The organism is Gordonia humi (genome assembly GCF_014197435.1).
Classification (GTDB): Bacteria; Actinomycetota; Actinomycetes; order Mycobacteriales; family Mycobacteriaceae; genus Gordonia; species Gordonia humi.
In genome coordinates, this window is record NZ_JACIFP010000001.1 from 4,755,377 (window position 1) to 4,771,650 (window position 16,274).

General features: G+C 68.0%; 17 protein-coding genes. 6 read left to right on the top strand and 11 right to left on the bottom strand.

Annotated features, from left to right (window positions below):
• Nucleotides 1–3: 3 nt before the first annotated feature.
• Nucleotides 4–861 carry an AlbA family DNA-binding domain-containing protein gene (locus BKA16_RS22040; protein WP_343067576.1) on the bottom strand — a complete coding sequence of 286 codons (858 nt, stop codon included), beginning with the start codon at nucleotides 859–861 and terminating at the stop codon, nucleotides 4–6.
• 129 nt (nucleotides 862–990) lie between these two features.
• On the opposite strand from BKA16_RS22040, the gene BKA16_RS22045 reads away from it, so the two are divergent.
• The gene (locus BKA16_RS22045) at nucleotides 991–3,027 is read left to right on the top strand and encodes a prolyl oligopeptidase family serine peptidase (RefSeq protein ID WP_387995828.1); all 2,037 of its coding nucleotides are present in this window, start codon (nucleotides 991–993) and stop codon (nucleotides 3,025–3,027) included.
• Here BKA16_RS22045 and BKA16_RS22050 read toward each other — a convergent pair.
• The 8 genes from BKA16_RS22050 to BKA16_RS22085 all read right to left on the bottom strand — a co-directional run bounded on the left by BKA16_RS22050 (nucleotide 2,994) and on the right by BKA16_RS22085 (nucleotide 9,121).
• Complete coding sequence (locus BKA16_RS22050) at nucleotides 2,994–3,638, bottom strand: rhomboid-like protein (RefSeq protein WP_183373242.1); 645 nt, start codon at nucleotides 3,636–3,638, stop codon at nucleotides 2,994–2,996. The two genes, BKA16_RS22045 and BKA16_RS22050, sit on opposite strands and share 34 nt — an antisense overlap.
• A 26-nt stretch (nucleotides 3,639–3,664) precedes the next feature.
• Nucleotides 3,665–4,492, bottom strand: coding sequence for a hypothetical protein (locus tag BKA16_RS22055; protein WP_183372700.1), 828 nt, complete (start codon nucleotides 4,490–4,492; stop codon nucleotides 3,665–3,667).
• A gap of 32 nt (nucleotides 4,493–4,524) precedes the next feature.
• Nucleotides 4,525–5,490: a polyphosphate kinase 2 gene (ppk2, locus tag BKA16_RS22060; protein ID WP_183372702.1), complete on the bottom strand. Its 966-nt coding sequence runs from the start codon at nucleotides 5,488–5,490 to the stop codon at nucleotides 4,525–4,527.
• Between the two features lie 58 nt (nucleotides 5,491–5,548).
• Nucleotides 5,549–6,073: a DUF6764 family protein gene (locus BKA16_RS22065; protein ID WP_183372704.1), complete on the bottom strand. Its 525-nt coding sequence runs from the start codon at nucleotides 6,071–6,073 to the stop codon at nucleotides 5,549–5,551.
• A gap of 253 nt (nucleotides 6,074–6,326) precedes the next feature.
• Nucleotides 6,327–7,133 (bottom strand): tyrosine-protein phosphatase, encoded by an 807-nt coding sequence (locus BKA16_RS22070; RefSeq protein WP_343067577.1) that lies wholly within the window; start codon nucleotides 7,131–7,133, stop codon nucleotides 6,327–6,329.
• 127 nt (nucleotides 7,134–7,260) lie between these two features.
• Nucleotides 7,261–7,695: an SRPBCC family protein gene (locus BKA16_RS22075; protein WP_183372706.1), complete on the bottom strand. Its 435-nt coding sequence runs from the start codon at nucleotides 7,693–7,695 to the stop codon at nucleotides 7,261–7,263.
• Between the two features lie 56 nt (nucleotides 7,696–7,751).
• The gene (locus BKA16_RS22080) at nucleotides 7,752–8,303 is read right to left on the bottom strand and encodes an LmrA/YxaF family transcription factor (RefSeq protein ID WP_183372708.1); all 552 of its coding nucleotides are present in this window, start codon (nucleotides 8,301–8,303) and stop codon (nucleotides 7,752–7,754) included.
• Nucleotides 8,300–9,121, bottom strand: a complete 822-nt coding sequence (locus tag BKA16_RS22085) for a tyrosine-protein phosphatase (RefSeq protein WP_183372710.1) — start codon at nucleotides 9,119–9,121, stop codon at nucleotides 8,300–8,302. Before BKA16_RS22085 ends, BKA16_RS22080 begins: the two co-directional genes overlap by 4 nt.
• Before the next feature lie 307 nt (nucleotides 9,122–9,428).
• On the opposite strand from BKA16_RS22085, the gene BKA16_RS22090 reads away from it, so the two are divergent.
• Nucleotides 9,429–10,322 (top strand): SDR family oxidoreductase, encoded by an 894-nt coding sequence (locus BKA16_RS22090; protein WP_343067626.1) that lies wholly within the window; start codon nucleotides 9,429–9,431, stop codon nucleotides 10,320–10,322.
• A gap of 55 nt (nucleotides 10,323–10,377) precedes the next feature.
• Nucleotides 10,378–10,971, top strand: a complete 594-nt coding sequence (locus BKA16_RS22095; RefSeq protein ID WP_183373244.1) for a TetR/AcrR family transcriptional regulator — start codon at nucleotides 10,378–10,380, stop codon at nucleotides 10,969–10,971.
• Between the two features lie 162 nt (nucleotides 10,972–11,133).
• Here the strand turns inward: BKA16_RS22095 and BKA16_RS22100 are convergent, their stop codons facing one another.
• Complete coding sequence (locus BKA16_RS22100) at nucleotides 11,134–11,709, bottom strand: TetR/AcrR family transcriptional regulator (protein ID WP_183372714.1); 576 nt, start codon at nucleotides 11,707–11,709, stop codon at nucleotides 11,134–11,136.
• A gap of 97 nt (nucleotides 11,710–11,806) precedes the next feature.
• On the opposite strand from BKA16_RS22100, the gene BKA16_RS22105 reads away from it, so the two are divergent.
• The 3 genes from BKA16_RS22105 to BKA16_RS22115 are packed head-to-tail and all read left to right on the top strand — an operon-like array spanning nucleotide 11,807 to nucleotide 15,394.
• Nucleotides 11,807–12,946: an acyl-CoA dehydrogenase family protein gene (locus tag BKA16_RS22105; RefSeq protein WP_183372716.1), complete on the top strand. Its 1,140-nt coding sequence runs from the start codon at nucleotides 11,807–11,809 to the stop codon at nucleotides 12,944–12,946.
• A 14-nt stretch (nucleotides 12,947–12,960) separates the two neighbouring features.
• Complete coding sequence (locus BKA16_RS22110; protein ID WP_183372718.1) at nucleotides 12,961–14,055, top strand: CaiB/BaiF CoA transferase family protein; 1,095 nt, start codon at nucleotides 12,961–12,963, stop codon at nucleotides 14,053–14,055.
• Nucleotides 14,056–14,107: 52 nt separating this feature from the next.
• Nucleotides 14,108–15,394, top strand: a complete 1,287-nt coding sequence (locus BKA16_RS22115) for an amidohydrolase (protein ID WP_183372720.1) — start codon at nucleotides 14,108–14,110, stop codon at nucleotides 15,392–15,394.
• Nucleotides 15,395–15,401: 7 nt separating this feature from the next.
• Here the strand turns inward: BKA16_RS22115 and BKA16_RS22120 are convergent, their stop codons facing one another.
• Nucleotides 15,402–16,079, bottom strand: a complete 678-nt coding sequence (locus BKA16_RS22120) for a GntR family transcriptional regulator (protein WP_183372722.1) — start codon at nucleotides 16,077–16,079, stop codon at nucleotides 15,402–15,404.
• Between the last annotated feature and the right edge of the window lie 195 nt (nucleotides 16,080–16,274).

The following is a 16,274-nucleotide window of genomic DNA, read 5'->3' on the forward strand; positions in this document are numbered from 1 at the left end:
GGCTCACTCGGCGAACCGCACCGCCGCCCTCACCTGCGCCGCCACGGAGGCTCCGACACCGAGCGGCCAGCGCAACATCACGTAGTCGGCGGTCTCGTCGACGGTCAGCTGCCGCGAGGAGTTGCCCGTGCGCACCCAGAACTCGGGCGCGGCGTTCTTACCGGGCCGCAGATACATCGGCCGCGGCGACGCCGTCACCCGCATCCGGCAGACCGGCCGGGTGACGCCGTCGCGGGCGATGTCCTCGACGGCGACGGCCACCTGTGCCGCGGCGTTCTGCCCGAGGGTGGAGACGAGCAGATCGCGCAGCCACAGCTCGTAGCGGTCGGCGTCCGGTGTGCGCAGCGTCCCGTAGTCGGGATCGAGACCGAGAGGCACACCGTCGTCGTCGACGCCGATCAGCAGGGTGCCGCCGTCGCCGTTGCCGAATGCGGCGATCGTCTTGGCGACGACGTGCTCCATCCGCTGGTCCTTCTCCCCCGTGCGCAGGTTGACTCGAGCGGTGGACTTGAACTCCACCGCGTCCGATTCGCCCGCGGCCAGCAGTTCGGCGATCGATGCGATCTGCGGACGTTGGAAGCGGGCCGCGACGAGTCCGTAGACGACGACGGCCGCCACGGATCCGCCGAGCCCGAACAGAACGGTCCACGGGGTGCGCAGGTGCGCGTTCGACCAGATCGCCCATTCGACGAGCAGCCCCGCAGCGCTGCCGAGGATCGCCAGGACGATCGAACCCGACGCGCGCAGTCGTGCCCGGTCGCGCAGCAGCCACCGCGCAACGGCGCCGAGAAGCCAGGCCGCGACGAGGATCACCACCAGTGCGATCGACACCATCCACAGCGGGGTCGTCTCCCGAGTCACTTGTTCTCCACTCTCACGGCATTCGCACAGCGCGACAAGCATATCGACCCGATGGTCGCCGTCGCCGGGTACGCGAGGTTCGGGCCGTCCACCGTCCACCGTCCGGTGATCGCACGTAACGTGGACCGGGTGACTGACGCGAACACCACCGCCGCCGACCCGTATCTCTGGCTCGAAGAAGTCGACAGCGACCGCGCCCTCGACTGGGTGCGCGCTCACAATGCACCGACCGTCGACGAGTTGACGGGTTCGGACCGGTTCGAGCAGATGCGGGCCGACACTCTCGCGATCCTCGACACCGACGACCGGATCCCCTATGTGCGCCGTCGCCGCGAGTTCCTCTACAACTTCTGGCGCGACGCGCAGCATCCGTACGGGCTGTGGCGTCGCACCACGTTGGAGTCGTACCGCACCGACTCCCCCGAATGGGATGTGCTCATCGACGTCGACGCGCTGCGCGAGGCCGAGAACGAGAACTGGGTGTGGGCCGGTGCGTCGATGCTGCGGCCGGACTACGACCGCGCGCTGATCTCGCTCTCGCGCGGCGGTGCGGACGCCAGTGTCGTCCGCGAGTTCGACGTACCCTCACGCACCTGGGTCGACGGCGGATTCGCCCTGCCGGAGAACAAGTCGAACATCGGCTGGATCGACCGCGACACCGTCTACGTCGGCACCGAGTTCGGACAGCAGCCCGACGGCGACAGCTCCTGGACGTCGTCCGGCTATCCGCGCGTGGTGAAGCGGTGGACACGCGGCACCGACCTGTCGCAGGCGCAGACGGTGTTCACCGGCAGTGTCGACGATGTCGCGATCGGCGCGGCCTTCGATCCGACTCCGGGGTACCAGCGCCACCTCGTCTACCGGGCGACGGACTTCTACAACACCGACAACTACGAGCTGACCGGCGACGAGCTGGTCGCGATCGACATCCCGTCGGACGCCGCGTACTCCGTGCACCTGGACTATCTGATCGTGTCGCCGAAGACGCCGTGGACCGTCGAGGGCGTCGAGCACGCCCCCGGATCGCTGCTGGTGTTCGACTACCCGGCCTTCCAGTCCGGCGATCGCACCCACCGCGTCCTGTTCGCACCCGACGAGCACACCAGCCTGCAGGACTACGCGTTCACCAAGTCCCGACTCGTCCTGACGACACTGCACGACGTGGCCACCCGGCTGGAGGCGTTGGCGATCGGAACGTGGGAACCCGCCGAGCTCGCCGGCGTCCCGGAACTCGCCACCGTCGGCGTGCTCGACGTCGATCCGGAGCACAGCGACGAGATCTGGCTGTCGTCGAGTGCGTTCACACAGGCGCCGTCGTTGCTCTACGGCGATGCGACGACCGGGGTCGAGGTGATCCGGTCCTCGCCCGAGCACTTCGACGCCTCGAACGTCGGCGCGCAGCAGTTCTTCGCGACCTCCGACGACGGAACCGCGGTCCCCTATTTCGTCGTCAAACGCGACGACGTGGAGACCGGTCCGACTCTGCTGTACGGCTACGGCGGTTTCGAGAACTCGCTGACTCCCGGCTACATGGGGGTCACCGGGACCAACTGGATCGCGCGCGGCGGCGTCTTCGTGTACGCGAACATCCGCGGCGGCGGGGAGTACGGACCGTCGTGGCACACGCAGGCGGTCAAAGCGGGCCGTCACCTGGTCTACGAGGACTTCGCGGCCATCGCGCGCGACCTCGTCGCCCGCGGACTCACCACCGCGCCGCAGCTCGCCGCACGCGGCGGCTCGAACGGCGGTCTGCTGATGGGCGTCATGGCCACCAGCTACCCCGAGTTGTTCGGAGCCCTGGTCTGTCAGGTGCCGTTGATCGACATGCGCCGCTATCATCTGCTGCTCGCGGGAGCCTCGTGGATGGCCGAGTACGGCGACCCCGACGACCCGGCCGAGTGGGAGTTCATCTCCCAGTATTCGCCGTATCAGCTGGTCCGCGAGGGCGTCGCGTATCCGGAACTGCTGGTCACGACGTCCACTCGCGACGATCGCGTCCACCCGGGTCATGCTCGGAAGTTCACCGCGCGTCTGGAGGAGACCGGGCACAGCGTCCGTTACTACGAGAACATCGAGGGCGGCCACGGCGGCGCCGCCGACAACAAGCAGTCGGCGTTCAAGGAGGCACTCGCCTACGAGTTCCTGTGGCGCACGATCGGCGGGTGAGACGCCGCACGCGCGAACCAGTCCCGCGCCCGCCGCACACGCGGCAGCGTCCGCGTCAACGGGTACATCGCGAATCCGAACAGCAACGCGGTGGCGTGCCCGACGTCGGTGAACGTCCCGTCGACGACGAGCGGAGTGCCGAACGCGACGAGGCAGACGGCGATGTACGCGACCCGCCACCGACCCGCCGTGCGATAGGCCAGGACGCCGATCAACGCGGCCATCACGTAGCTGACGCCGACGTCGACCGCCGATCGCAGGGCCGGATCGGCCTGCCGCGCGGCGATCGCCTCGTACAGCACGAACTGACTGACGAGCGTCGCCACGACGTGTCCGCCGAAACCGACCGCGACGAGGCGCCACCGTCCCAGCCAACGCTCGGCGACGGCGACGAACACGGTGAATCCGATCAGGTACGGGAGCCAGTACGCGCCGTCGAGCCAGAACATGCTCGTGATCATCGACCGGATCGGATCGTGCCGGAGGTTGCCGATGTTGGTCGAGCGCCGTCCGAGGATCGTCTCGACCCGCTCGTCCGACGCGGTGTGCTGCACGATGGTGGTGACCAGCAGAATCGCCAGCCACGAGTAGGTGACCGGCGCGCTGCGGATCCATCCGGCGACGAGCCGGAGCCCGCCTACACGGCGCGTCGTCGTCCGCCGCCGACGATGCGGAACAGGATGCCCGCGACGGTGACCAGCGCACCGACGATCACCGCGATCACCGCCCAGGTGATGAGACTTCCCGAGATGTCGTCGGCGACCACTTCGACGGTCCGCCGCGCCGCTTCCTCGGTGTCGGCGGCCCTGTCGTCGACGAGCGTGCGGATGTACTGTGCGACGCCGAACGCGACAGCCGCAGCGAGCATCCCGCCTACGCCGAGCCAGGCGAGCACCGTGCCCCGCCTGTTGGCCAGAGCCAATGCGAGGATCGCGGCCACGACGGCGACGATCACCGCGATCCACGAGACGGTCTTCACCAGGTCACCGGTCGACTCGAGCGATCCCGCGGACAACCGGTGCTGGTCGATCGCCACGTAGATCGGCGTGTCGATGTGCACCGGAACCGGCAGCGACGCCGATGCGACCGCCTCGTTGATCATCGGCGTGATGTTCAGATCCATCACGTGCGCGTCGGTGTCGGGGCCGGGCGCGGTGAACAGCCAGTCGTGCTGCTGGCGGGCGATCTCCTCGAAGGCCGTCGCGAACGCGTCGCTGCGCGTGTACGCCTGCGCGAGCGGCTTGACGGCGTCGCCGGCCAGTGGGATCGACGTCTGTTCGGCCACCGATGAGGCGATGGTCGAGGCGAAGTAGTCCTGCACCTGCTGATCGCGGGCCGCCTGCGCCGCGGACGCGGCGAAACCGTCGGCCGAGACCACCTTCTGCGACCCCCACATCGTGGGCACGGCGACGACGACGGCGATCATCGCCACGATGGTGAACAGGCCAGAGAGAACGCTTCGCACCCGAACCACGTTACCTGTCGGCCGAGACCGGCTTACTCTCCGACGAGGTCGCGTGCGCGGCCCACGATCAAGGGGTCGGGGGCTCCGACGATCGTCTCGTCCTTGCCGTCGTAGTCGTGCAGGCTGAGCACGTAGCGCATCGCGTTGATACGGGCGCGCTTCTTGTCGTTGCTCTTGACGACGGTCCACGGAGCGTGGTCGGTGTCGGTGTCGAGGAACATCCGTTCCTTGGCGTCCGTGTACGACTCCCACCGGTCGAGTGAGGCGAGGTCCATCGGCGACAGCTTCCACTGGCGAACCGGGTCGATCTGGCGGATCGCGAACCGGGTGCGCTGCTCGAGGGGCGTCACCGAGAACCAGAACTTGACCAGGTGGATGCCGTCGTCCACCAGCATCCGCTCGAAGGCGGGCGCCTGCGACATGAACTGCGCGTACTGCTCGGGCGTGCAGAAGTTCATGACGCGTTCGACACCTGCGCGGTTGTACCAGGAGCGGTCGAAGAAGACCATCTCGCCCGCGGCGGGCAGGTGCTGCACATAACGCTGGAAGTACCACTCGGTCGACTCGCGCTCGGAGGGCTTCTCCAGTGCGACGACCCGCGCACCGCGCGGATTGAGATGCTCGTTGAAACGCTTGATGGTGCCGCCCTTGCCCGCGGCGTCGCGGCCCTCGAACACCAACAGGTGACGCTGGCCGGTCTGCTTGGACCACTTCTGCAGCTTCAACAGCTCGACCTGCAGACGGCGCTTGGTCACCTCGTATTCGCGGCGGCTCATCCGCTCCTGATACGGGTAGTCCTCGCGCCAGGTGTCGACCACGTTGCGTTCGGGCAGCGTCAGCAGGATCGGATCGTCGTCATCATCGTCCACGACGGTGAACTTGCCGGTGGCGCGCAGGTCCACGAGCTGCTGCAGCGCTTCGCGCCCGGAGACCAGGCTCAGGTCGGGTCCGATGTTCTGATTCGGCTGGGCGTAGCCGTCGAGATTCTCCACGGGCACAGAGTAACTCGCACGGGACGATTCGGCAGCGCGAGCGGCCGGATGGCGCACCGGCGGATCAGTGCAGGTCGAGCGACCCCGATTTGACGCAGTACTGGCCCGTCGTCGAATCGTATGCGGCGCCGAATCCGCCCGCGCACACCGCGCCCGCGGGACCGGCGTACGCCTGACCGCCCCAGCCGCCGATCGCGATCGATGTCCCGCCGTCGCGTGCCATGGCGATCGACGTCGACCGCGGCCCCGTGGAGATCGCGTAACCGCTGCCGCCGTGCACTCCGCTCGAGAGCGCCTCCGACCACGGCTGCAGGTTGATGCTCGTCGCCGCTCCGCGCTGGGTGGCGACCGCCGTCGCGACACCGCTGTTACTCGTGTCCCGCGCATCGGCGCGGCTGCCCGGGCCCGCGTTGGCGATGCAGTGGCTCAGTCCGTCGGCGTGCTCCACGCGGTTGTTGTCCGTGGCCGAGCACGTCGTATCGGCAGCGGCGTGACCACCACCGAACAGTGCCATCAGTCCGATCGCCGCACCACCGGCCGCTCCAGCGATGAGAACACGAATACCCTTGCCGCTCTTAGCAATACGCACGATCAATACCTCCCGACGACAGTCTCTCCGTCACCCCGACGGACCACCTCCGCCCGACCGAGCAGAGGCCCCCGCTCGACGCGCGGAGGCTCCCCCGGCAGTTCTCGCGGAGACTCCTGCAGATCGCGCGGAGGCCCGTGCAGATCGAGCGGAGTCGAGGTCGACGCTACTCGGATGGCACGATTTCGACGCTCGCGCAACGCTGATCGTTACCGTCGCGATACCGGAGTCTCATCGATTGCTCAGCAACCCGTCAATCGAGGAACCGGGACCGCAGTTCGGCGACGGCGGAGGCGTCCAGGCCGAGTACGACGGAGGCGTACGCGTCGATCGAGCCGTACTGCCGATCGACCTCGTCGAACGCCGCCGTCAGATACTCTTCGCGGACGCCGAGGACCGGTAGCAGGAGGTCCGGATCGCCGCCGGCGGCCGCGAACTCGTCGAAGATCGGGCGCAGCGCGGGAACGAGTCGTTCGTTGGTGAGCAGGTAGTCGGTGAAGACCTCGTCGCGGGGGACGCCGAGGAGGGTCAGCACCGATGCGGCCGCCCAGCCCGTGCGGTCCTTGCCGGTGGTGCAGTGGAATGCCGCGGGTGTCTCGTCGGCGCCGAGGAGGCCCGCGAAGAATCGACGGTAGGCGGCCTGCGCACTGGGCAGCGTCACGAGTTCGCGGTAGGTGCCGGTGATGAGTTCGACGGCCTTGCCGCCGCCGAGCACCTCGTCGACCTCGTGCACCAGGTGCGGATCCGACAGCACGGTGTCGAGGTTCGCCGGGATCGCGGTTCCCGCGTCGGCGAGCACGTCCAGGGCGATGTCGGCCACCCCCGGAAAGTCGGGGTCGGGCAGGCCCGTGCGTTCGGCGGCCGATCGCAGGTCGTAGACGGTGCGGATGCCCAGTCCGGTGAACTTCGCGGCGTCGTCGTCGGTGAGCCCGCGGAAGTCCGCGGTCCGGAACAGCAGCCCGGACTTCACCGTGGCGCCGTCGGCGGCACGACGACCGCCGAGGTCTCGGAGATTCGGGAGGGATGCGATCGGGGCCGCAGCGTTCTGCACGTCAGTCACAGCGCCGATTATGCCCATGTCCGACGTTCGGTCTGGCGAATCCGGCACGGCTGGACCACCTCCGCGGCACAGAACCCCGCCGCGGACCGATGTCTGCGACGGGGTTCTTCCGCGATGTCGGGTGTGCTCACATACGACGTTTGGCTTCTGCGGTGAGACCCTTCTTCGCGGTCTCGACGGCGATCTTCTGCCCGCGCTTGACGATCAGCGACGGCATCTTGATCTTCAGGTCGACGGTCAGGTCGAAGACCACGTGCGAGCCGTCGCCCTTCGGCGTGACGGTGTACTTGCCCTGCTGCTGCGACAGTTGCGAACTCTCGACGAGAGCCCACTCGCACGTGTTGTCGGTCCACGTGTAGTCCAGGACCTGGTCGTCGGTGATGCCGACGGCGGTGACCGACGCCTCGACACGGGCCGGACTGCCGTCCTCGTGTTCGGTGAGGATCTTCGCCGACTTGTGCGGACCCGACCACTCCGGGAGCGCCTCCACGTCGAGCAGGATCTCCATGATGACCGACGGCGGTGCGTCGATGTCGAATTCGGTGCTTGCGGTGACAGCCATGGCATGAATGTACCTGCCCGAGAAGTCGGGGAGGCGACGAATTCCTCACTCGCGTGTCAGGGCTCCAGCAGCGAGGCGATCTGCTCGGCCACCAGATCGAGCGGCTCCAGGCTCCGGTGCGCGCGGCACAGGGTCACGGCCCCGTCGACGGCGGCGAGAATGGTCACCGCCAACGACCTCGCCCGCTGGGCGTCCGCTCCGGTCGACCGCAGACTCGCCGCGAGCATCTCCTCCCAGCGCGTGTAGGCGCGCGCCGCGATGTCGGCGATTCCCGGGTCGGTGCCGCGCGCCCGCGCCGCCGCCGACACCGTGCTGCCCGCGGTGAAGTCCGATTCGGTCAGGGTGCGCCGCCACATGGCCGCGATGTCGGCGACGAGATAGGCGGGCGACGAGTGCGCGGCCTCCGACAGTCCTTCGTCGATGTTCTCCGAGGCGAGCAGCACCGCCTCGGCGAGGACTTCCGATCGACCCCCGGGAAAGTGGTGGTACACCGATCCGCGCGGGGCCTCCGCGGCCTTGAGGACGTCGCCGATCGACGTGGCCGCCACCCCGTTACGCGCGATGAGATCCGCGGCCTCGGCCACCATCCGGGCACGCGGCGACGTCATGACAGGTAGGTCTGGCGGAGTCTGTCGGCCACGCCGGCATCGAGGCCGAGGCCGCCGGTCAGATACCCGTCGATGGTTCCGAACTGCGCGGCGACCTCGTCGAAGGCCGCGTTCAAGTACTCTTCGCGGACACCGAACACGGGCAGCAGGAGGTCCGGGTCGCCGCCCGCCTCGGCGAACCTGCCGAAGAGCGGCACCAACGACGGGACCAGCCGCTCGTTGGTCAGCAGGTAGTCGGTGTAGACCTCGTCGCGGGAGACCCCGAGCACGGTGAGCAGCGACGCCGCGGCCCACCCGGTCCGATCCTTGCCCGCTGTGCAGTGGAACGCGGCGGGGGCTTCGTCCTCGCCCGCGAGGCCGGCGAAGAAGCGGCGATACGCCGCCCTCGCGCTCGGCAGGTTCACCAGGTGCCGGTAGCTCGCGGTGACCGCGTCGACCACCGTGCCGCCGGCGAGCCGTTCGTTCATCTTCGCGACGCTCTCCGGATCGGCGAAGAACTCGTTCATGTTGGCGGGCACGGCCTGCTCGGAGTCGGCGAGGACGTCGAGGGCGAGGTGCCGCGTGCCGTCGAACGACGGGTCGGGCACCGACGCACGTTCGGCGTCCGAGCGCAGGTCGTAGAGGGTCTTGATGCCGAGTCCGGCGAACAGCGCCGCGTCGTCGTCGGTGAGCCCGCGGAAGTCGGCGGTGCGGTACAGGAGACCGGACCGGACCGTCGCACCGTCATCGGTGGTCAGTCCACCGAGCTCGCGGAGGTTCGGCAGGGAGGCGATGGGACCGGACGCCTCGCGGACGGGAGCGGTCTGCGAATCGGGCATGGGTGAAGGTTAACGCGAGAGCGACGATCGCGCCGCGCACGAATGCGTCAACGGACGCCCGGACACGCATGCTGCCGTGGCCGACGAACTCGGTGAGCGCGCCGTGACAGGGCGTCGACTCCCGAAGGCGTGGGCGCGGTGACCATCGTGGGAGAGATTCGACCCGTCAACCCGAACGATCGTTAGGGATGTAGAAGTCAGAGGCCGGGTGTCAATATCGCGGGATCGATCCACAGAACCGCGCTTCACCAGTGTATACATCCGTGACCGTTGACACCTCTGGCTGAACACAGGCAGCATCGGACCAATCAATCGTTCGGCATCAAAGCATCACAATCCAGCCGCGCTCGACGAAGGAGACACCTATGACCGCACACTCGAAGGGCGAACCCTGATCATGTCGGGCGGCTCACGCGGCATCGGAGAAGCCATCGCCGTTCAGGCCGCTCGGCGCGGAGCCAACGTCGCAATGATCGCGAAGACCACCGAACCGCACCCGAAGCTTCCCGGCACGATCTTCACCGCGGCTGCCGCGGTCGAAGAAGCGGGCGGACAGGCCCTTCCCATCGTCGGCGACGTTCGGGACGACGAGTCGGTCGCCGACGCCGTCGCCCAGACCGTCGACCGCTTCGGCGGTGTCGACATCGTGGTCAACAACGCGAGCGCACTCGATCTGACACCGACGGATCAGATCAGCATGAAGAAGTACGACCTCATGCAGGACATCAACGCCCGCGGCGCGTTCCTCCTCTCGAAGACGGCCATCCCGCACCTGCGCGAGTCGCCGAACGCGCACATCCTCACACTCTCGCCGCCGATCGACCTCGACCCGAAGTGGTTCGCGAGCATCGGCACCGCTTACACGATCTCGAAGTTCTCGATGTCGCTGGTCGCCATCGGCCTCGCCGCGGAACTCGCCGCAGACGGCATCGCCGTCAACTCCTTGTGGCCGCGAACCACGATCAACACCGCGGCGGTACGCAACATCCTGAGCGCCGAGCTGGTCGACCAGAGCCGAACACCTGCGATCATGGCCGACGCGGCGATGAGCATCCTCACCAGACCTGCCGCACACGCCACCGGCCGGTGCTTCATCGACGACGAGGTGCTTCGGGCAGACGGCGAGGTCGACCTCGACCAGTACCGGGTCGCGCCGGGCGACGGCGAGCTCGAGCTCGATTTCTGGATGAGCTGGGACTGAACAGCGGCACGACTGGGAATGACGGCTACGCTGAAGCCGACGAGTCGCAAGGAGAATCGTGGCAGGCGAGCAGCCCAACGGACGTGACGACATCCTCGACTCGGCGGTGCGTCTGTTCAACGAACGCGGGTACTACGGCACGTCGACGCGCGACATCGCCAAAGGCGCCGAGATGACGGCCGCCTCTATCTACCACCATTTCGCATCGAAGCAGGAGATCTTGCAGAGCATCATGGGTCGCGCCCTGCAGGGGGCTCTGTCGATGACGCGAGCCGCGGTGATCCGGGCAGGCGGGACACCCGACGGCCAGCTACGGGCACTGATGCGAGCATGGGTCGTGTTCCATGCGACCCACCGGCGCGACGCCGTCGTCGGCGCGACCGAACTTCGGAGTGTCGAAGGCCCTGGTCGCGACCGGGTCGTCGCCCTGCGAGATGAGCAGGAGGCACTGTTCCGCGACGTCGTCCTGCGCGGTGTCGAGGAGTCCGTGTTCGCGACCGGATTCCCGTATGAAGCGACGCGGAGCATCATCAGCGCGGGTCAGTCGATCTGCATGTGGTGGCGCGATGACGGTCCGATGTCGGTCGACGAATTGGCCGACAGATACGAAGCGATCGCATTGGCGATCGTCGAGTACCACCCGGCGTGACAATGCCGTCGACGGTCTCGATGTCGTCGTTCCGTCCCTACCGGTGGTCGACCGCGCGGCGTCGGACAACCGGCGCTCCACAACGCGCGGACGACACGAGTCCCAGCGAATCCGTCCGCCGAATCGAGATGCGACACCTATGTCACAGCATGGAGTCGAACGTCAGTCCATTCCAGCGGTCAGCATCGCCGACAGCTCTCGATAGGCACTCGCATCGTCGAGCCCCAGGCTCGCCTGGATGTCGCCGCGTTGGATCGAGACCATCATCGTCGCCGCGACCTCGGCGGCGAACGCGGCGTGCACCCCGCGGAACTCTCCCGCCGCCACACCGGCGTCGATGATCTCCTTGACGCGCGCGGCCGCGATCTGCGTGTTCCGCTCGTACACCGCGCGCGCCGGAGCGAACGCGTCGAGATCGCGCATGAACTGATCCGACACCACCGACAGCGCGTCGCCGACCGCGGCGAGGTAGGCGGACACCTGGTCGCGGGCCGGAGCCGACGGATCGACGTGCGCCTCGACCTGCGCCGTCGCGCGCTTGAAGAAGTGCACGGTCGCCGCGACGACCAGCTGCTCCTTGCTCCCCGCCAGGGTGTAGAGCGTCGACTTGGAGCACCGCAGCCGCGCGGCGATCGCGTCGAGGGTGAGGTGAGCGAACCCCTCCGCGAGGAACACGTCGAGGAGCTCGCCGAAGAGCTCGCTCTGGCGCGGCGTCGCGAAGTGGGGCGGGGTGACCATGCGATGAATAGTACTGCGCGAGCTCTTGCAGTACACCCGACGCAACAGTACTATTCAGCCATCTCCAGTACTGTCCCTGTACCGTAAGGATCCCCGCATGGCCGTCGACAGACTTCTGCCCACCACCGAAGCCCGCGACCTCATCGCCCTCACCCGCGACGTCGCCGACAAAGTCCTCGCCCCCATCGTCGACGAACACGAGAAGAACGAGACCTACCCCGACGGTGTGTTCGCCGCCCTGGGCGACGCCGGACTCCTCTCCCTGCCCTACCCCGAGGAGTGGGGCGGCGGCGGACAGCCGTACGAGGTGTACCTGCAGGTCCTCGAAGAACTCGCCGCGCGCTGGGCCTCGGTCGCCGTCGCCGTCAGCGTCCACAGCCTCGCCATCCACCCGCTCATGGCGTTCGGCACCCAGGAGCAGAAGGAGACGTGGCTCCCCGACATGCTCGGCGGATCCACGATCGGCGCCTACAGCCTCTCCGAGCCCCAGGCCGGATCCGACGCCGCGGCCCTGGCGTGCAAAGCGACCCCCGTCGACGGCGGTTACTCGGTCACCGGAGCCAAGGCCTGGATCACCCACGGCGGCATCGCCGACTTCTACAATCTCTTCGCCCGCACCGGCGACGGCTCCAAAGGCATCTCCTGCTTCCTCGTCGCCAAAGACACCGAGGGCCTGAGCTTCGGCAGGCCAGAGGAGAAGATGGGTCTGCACGCGGTTCCCACCACCTCCGCCCACTACGACGGCGCCTTCCTGCCCACCGACCGCCGCATCGGCGATGAGGGTCAGGGCCTCCAGATCGCGTTCAGCGCTCTCGACTCCGGACGTCTCGGCATCGCCGCCGTCGCCGTCGGACTCGCCCAGGCCGCCCTCGACGAAGCCGTCGCCTACGCCAAGGAACGGACCACGTTCGGTCGCAAGATCATCGACCACCAGGGACTCGGCTTCCTCCTGGCCGACATGGCCGCCGCCGTCGACTCGGCCCGCGCCACCTACCTCGACGCCGCCCGCCGCCGCGACGCCGGGCTCCCCTACTCGCGCAACGCCTCCGTCGCCAAACTCGTCGCCACCGACGCCGCCATGAAAGTCACCACGGACGCCGTCCAGGTCCTCGGCGGCTACGGCTACACTCGCGACTTCCGCCTCGAGCGCTACATGCGCGAAGCCAAGATCACCCAGATCTTCGAAGGCACCAATCAGATCCAACGACTGGTCATCAGCCGCCACCTCGCGGGATGACGGGGGCATCGGAGATGACAGGACCGCTCGCCGGCTTGAAGGTCGTCGAACTCGGCGGCATCGGCCCCGGCCCGCACGCCGCCATGATGTTGGCCGACCTGGGCGCCGACGTCGTGCGTGTCGAACGTCCAGGCGGCGCATTGGATCTCACCGGCGGCAGACCCGACTACCTGCTGCGCGGGCGACGGTCGGTCAGCGCCGACCTCCGCGGCCTCGAGGGGCTCGACGTGGTCCGTCGACTCCTCGCGAAGGCCGATGTCCTCATCGAGGGGTTCCGACCGGGCGTCGCCGAGCGGCTCGGAATCGGCCCGTCCGACGTCGAAGCGTTCAACAACCGCCTGATCTACGGGCGCATGACCGGCTGGGGTCAGGACGGTCCGTGGGCGCGTCGGGCCGGGCACGACATCAACTACATCTCGATCACCGGCGCACTCCACGCGATCGGCCGCACCGGCGAGCCGCCCGCACCGCCGCTCAACCTGGTCGGCGACTTCGGCGGCGGATCGATGTTCCTGGTGACCGGCGTCCTCGCCGCACTGTGGGAGCGGGAGCGGTCGGGGCGCGGCCAGGTGGTCGACACCGCGATGATCGACGGCGCGAGCGCGCTGATGCAGATGATGTGGAGCATGCTCGGTCAGGGCACCTGGTCGACCGACCGAGGATCCAATTTGCTCGACGGCGGCGCCCCGTTCTACGACACGTACCGGTGCGGCGACGACCGCTTCGTGGCTGTGGGAGCCATCGAGCCGCAGTTCTACGCCGCGCTGCTCGACGGCCTCGACATCGATCCCGCCGAACTCCCCGATCAGCTCGACCGGTCCGGTTGGCCGACGATCCGCGCCCGCTTCACCGAACGCTTCGCCACCCGCCCGCGCGACGAATGGGCGCGACTCTTCGACGGCACCGACGCCTGCGTCAGCCCGGTCCTCGACTTCGCCGAGGCCGCCGATCACCCGCAGATGGCCGCCCGTGAGAACCTGATCGAGATCGACGGAATCCGGCAGGCGGCCCCGGCGCCGCGGTTCTCCCGGACCTCGCCCGGTGTGCCGGCCACACCGCCGGTGCCGGGCGGAGACACCGAGGAGGTCTTGACGGACTGGGAGGCCTGAGCTCCGACCGACAACGCTCTCCCGAACCCCGGATCGCCGATAGGCTGATCTCGTGATCTCCGCTGCCGAACTCCCCGCTGACCTGATCGCCCGCGTCGACGAAGCGGTCGACGCCGACGCCGAACGCCTCGTCGAGACGTTCAAGGACATTCATCGCAATCCCGAACTGGCCTTCGACGAGATACGCACGTCCCGCCTGATCGAGAAGGCGCTGCAGAACCTCGGATTCGGCGTCACAAAGGGCATCGGCCGCACCGGCATCGCCGCGACGCTGCGCAACGGCGACGGCCCGGTCGTGATGTACCGCGCCGACATGGATGCGAACGCCGTCGAGGAGGAGACCGGGCTCGACTACGCGAGCGAGGTCCGGGTCACTCGGGAGGACGGCACCGAAGTCCCGGTGGCCCACATGTGCGGGCACGACGCGCACGTGTGCTGGCTGATCGGGATGGCGCATGCCCTGGTGGCCGTGCGTGATTCGTGGTCGGGCACCGTCGTCCTGATCGGTCAGCCCGCCGAGGAGCCGATCACCGGCGCCAAGGCGATGGTCGACGACGGTCTGTACAACTTCATCCCCAGACCCGACGTGTTGATCGGCATGCACACGGTGCCCGGCCCGGTCGGCGTCGTCTCGTCCTCGCCGGGACCGAAGATGGCGGGCACCGACCAGGTCGACATCCTGTTCCACGGCGTCGGCGGCCACGGTTCGATGCCGCAGAAGGCGAAGGACCCGGTACGGATGGCCGCTCTCGCGGTCGTCGAGTTCGGCAACATCGTGTCGCGACGGATCGACCCGTCGCAGACCGCGGTGCTGACCGTCGGCGCGATCCAGGCCGGCACCGACAACAACGTGATCCCGTCGCAGGCGCTGGTCAAGGCTAACGTGCGCTGGTACGACCCGGCGGTCCGCGAGACACTGCTGTCGTCGATCCGCTCGGTGGCGGAGTCGGTGGCCCGCAGCTTCGACGTCGCCGACGACCGACTGCCGGAGATCATCATGAAGGGCGGGTCACTGCCCCTGGTGAACGATCCGCAGCTCGCCGCGTCGATGGCGGAGTCGCTGGCGAAGATCATCGGCGACGACAACGTGGTCACCGATCTACCACCGGCCACCGGCTCCGAGGACGTGCAGGTCCTCAAGGGCCCGTACCCGGACATGCCGTTCAACTACCTGCTGGTCGGTGTCGCCGATCCGCAGGTGTACGCCGCCGCCCGCGAGCGCGGCGACTCCGCGCCGTTCACCCCGCACAACCCGAACTACGTCGTCGACCTCGCCGCGATCGGTTACGGCGCGAAGGTCGCCGCCTACGCGATGCTGGGACTGCTCGGGGCGGGGTAGCGCCCCGTCACGGCCGATACAACTCCTCGAAGATCCGCGGCAGCGCCGCTCGAGCGGCCTGCTGGACGTGATGCTCACCCGCTCGCCGAGCCCCGTCGACGTCGCCCGCGATGATCGCGTCGCGGATCGCGCGGATCTCGGCGAGCGTCTCCGGATGCCGTTCCGGCAGCGAGAGCGAGTACCGACGGAGCAGATTGATGCGGACGCGCAGCAGTCGAAGTGTGGACGTGAGCTGCTCGTTGCCCGCGCCGAGAAGGAGAACGTCGTAGAACGCCGCCTTGGCGTCGATGATCGCGTTGAGGTCGCCGTCGTCGATCGCCGCCTCGATCCCGTCGATCACCTCCCACAGCGCCTGCTTGTGCTCGACGGTGCCGCGTTTGGCGAACAGACTGCACGCCAGCGCTTCCAGGGATTCGCGCAGTTCGAACATCTGCTCGGCGTCGGCGTATGAGACGGTGACGACGACGGCGCCGCGATTCGGCTCGATCGTCAGGAAACCCTCTGCCTCCAACTGGCGCAGCGTCTCGCGCACCACGGTCCGCGAGACGTCGAAGTCCTCGCACAGCTCGCGTTCGCTCAATCGCGTGCCCGGCTCGAGCACACCCGCGCTGATGCGATCTCGGACCGATGTGGCCAGTCGTTGACGGGTCGGCGCCGCGACCGGCGCGGAGTCGTCGGATGTCATCCCAGCCCTTTCGGGTTGTCGTACAGATCAGATCGTCGTTACGAAGATACCGCGCTCACATCGGCGGAGCACCCCGATCCGTCCCGATCGTTCACCTCGGCGACGCCCACCTGTAAGACAATCTGTACGTCGTCGTCGAGTGACGACCATGCAGCGGTACTCGCGAGTAACCTGGGTATTTGTTCATTGATTGCG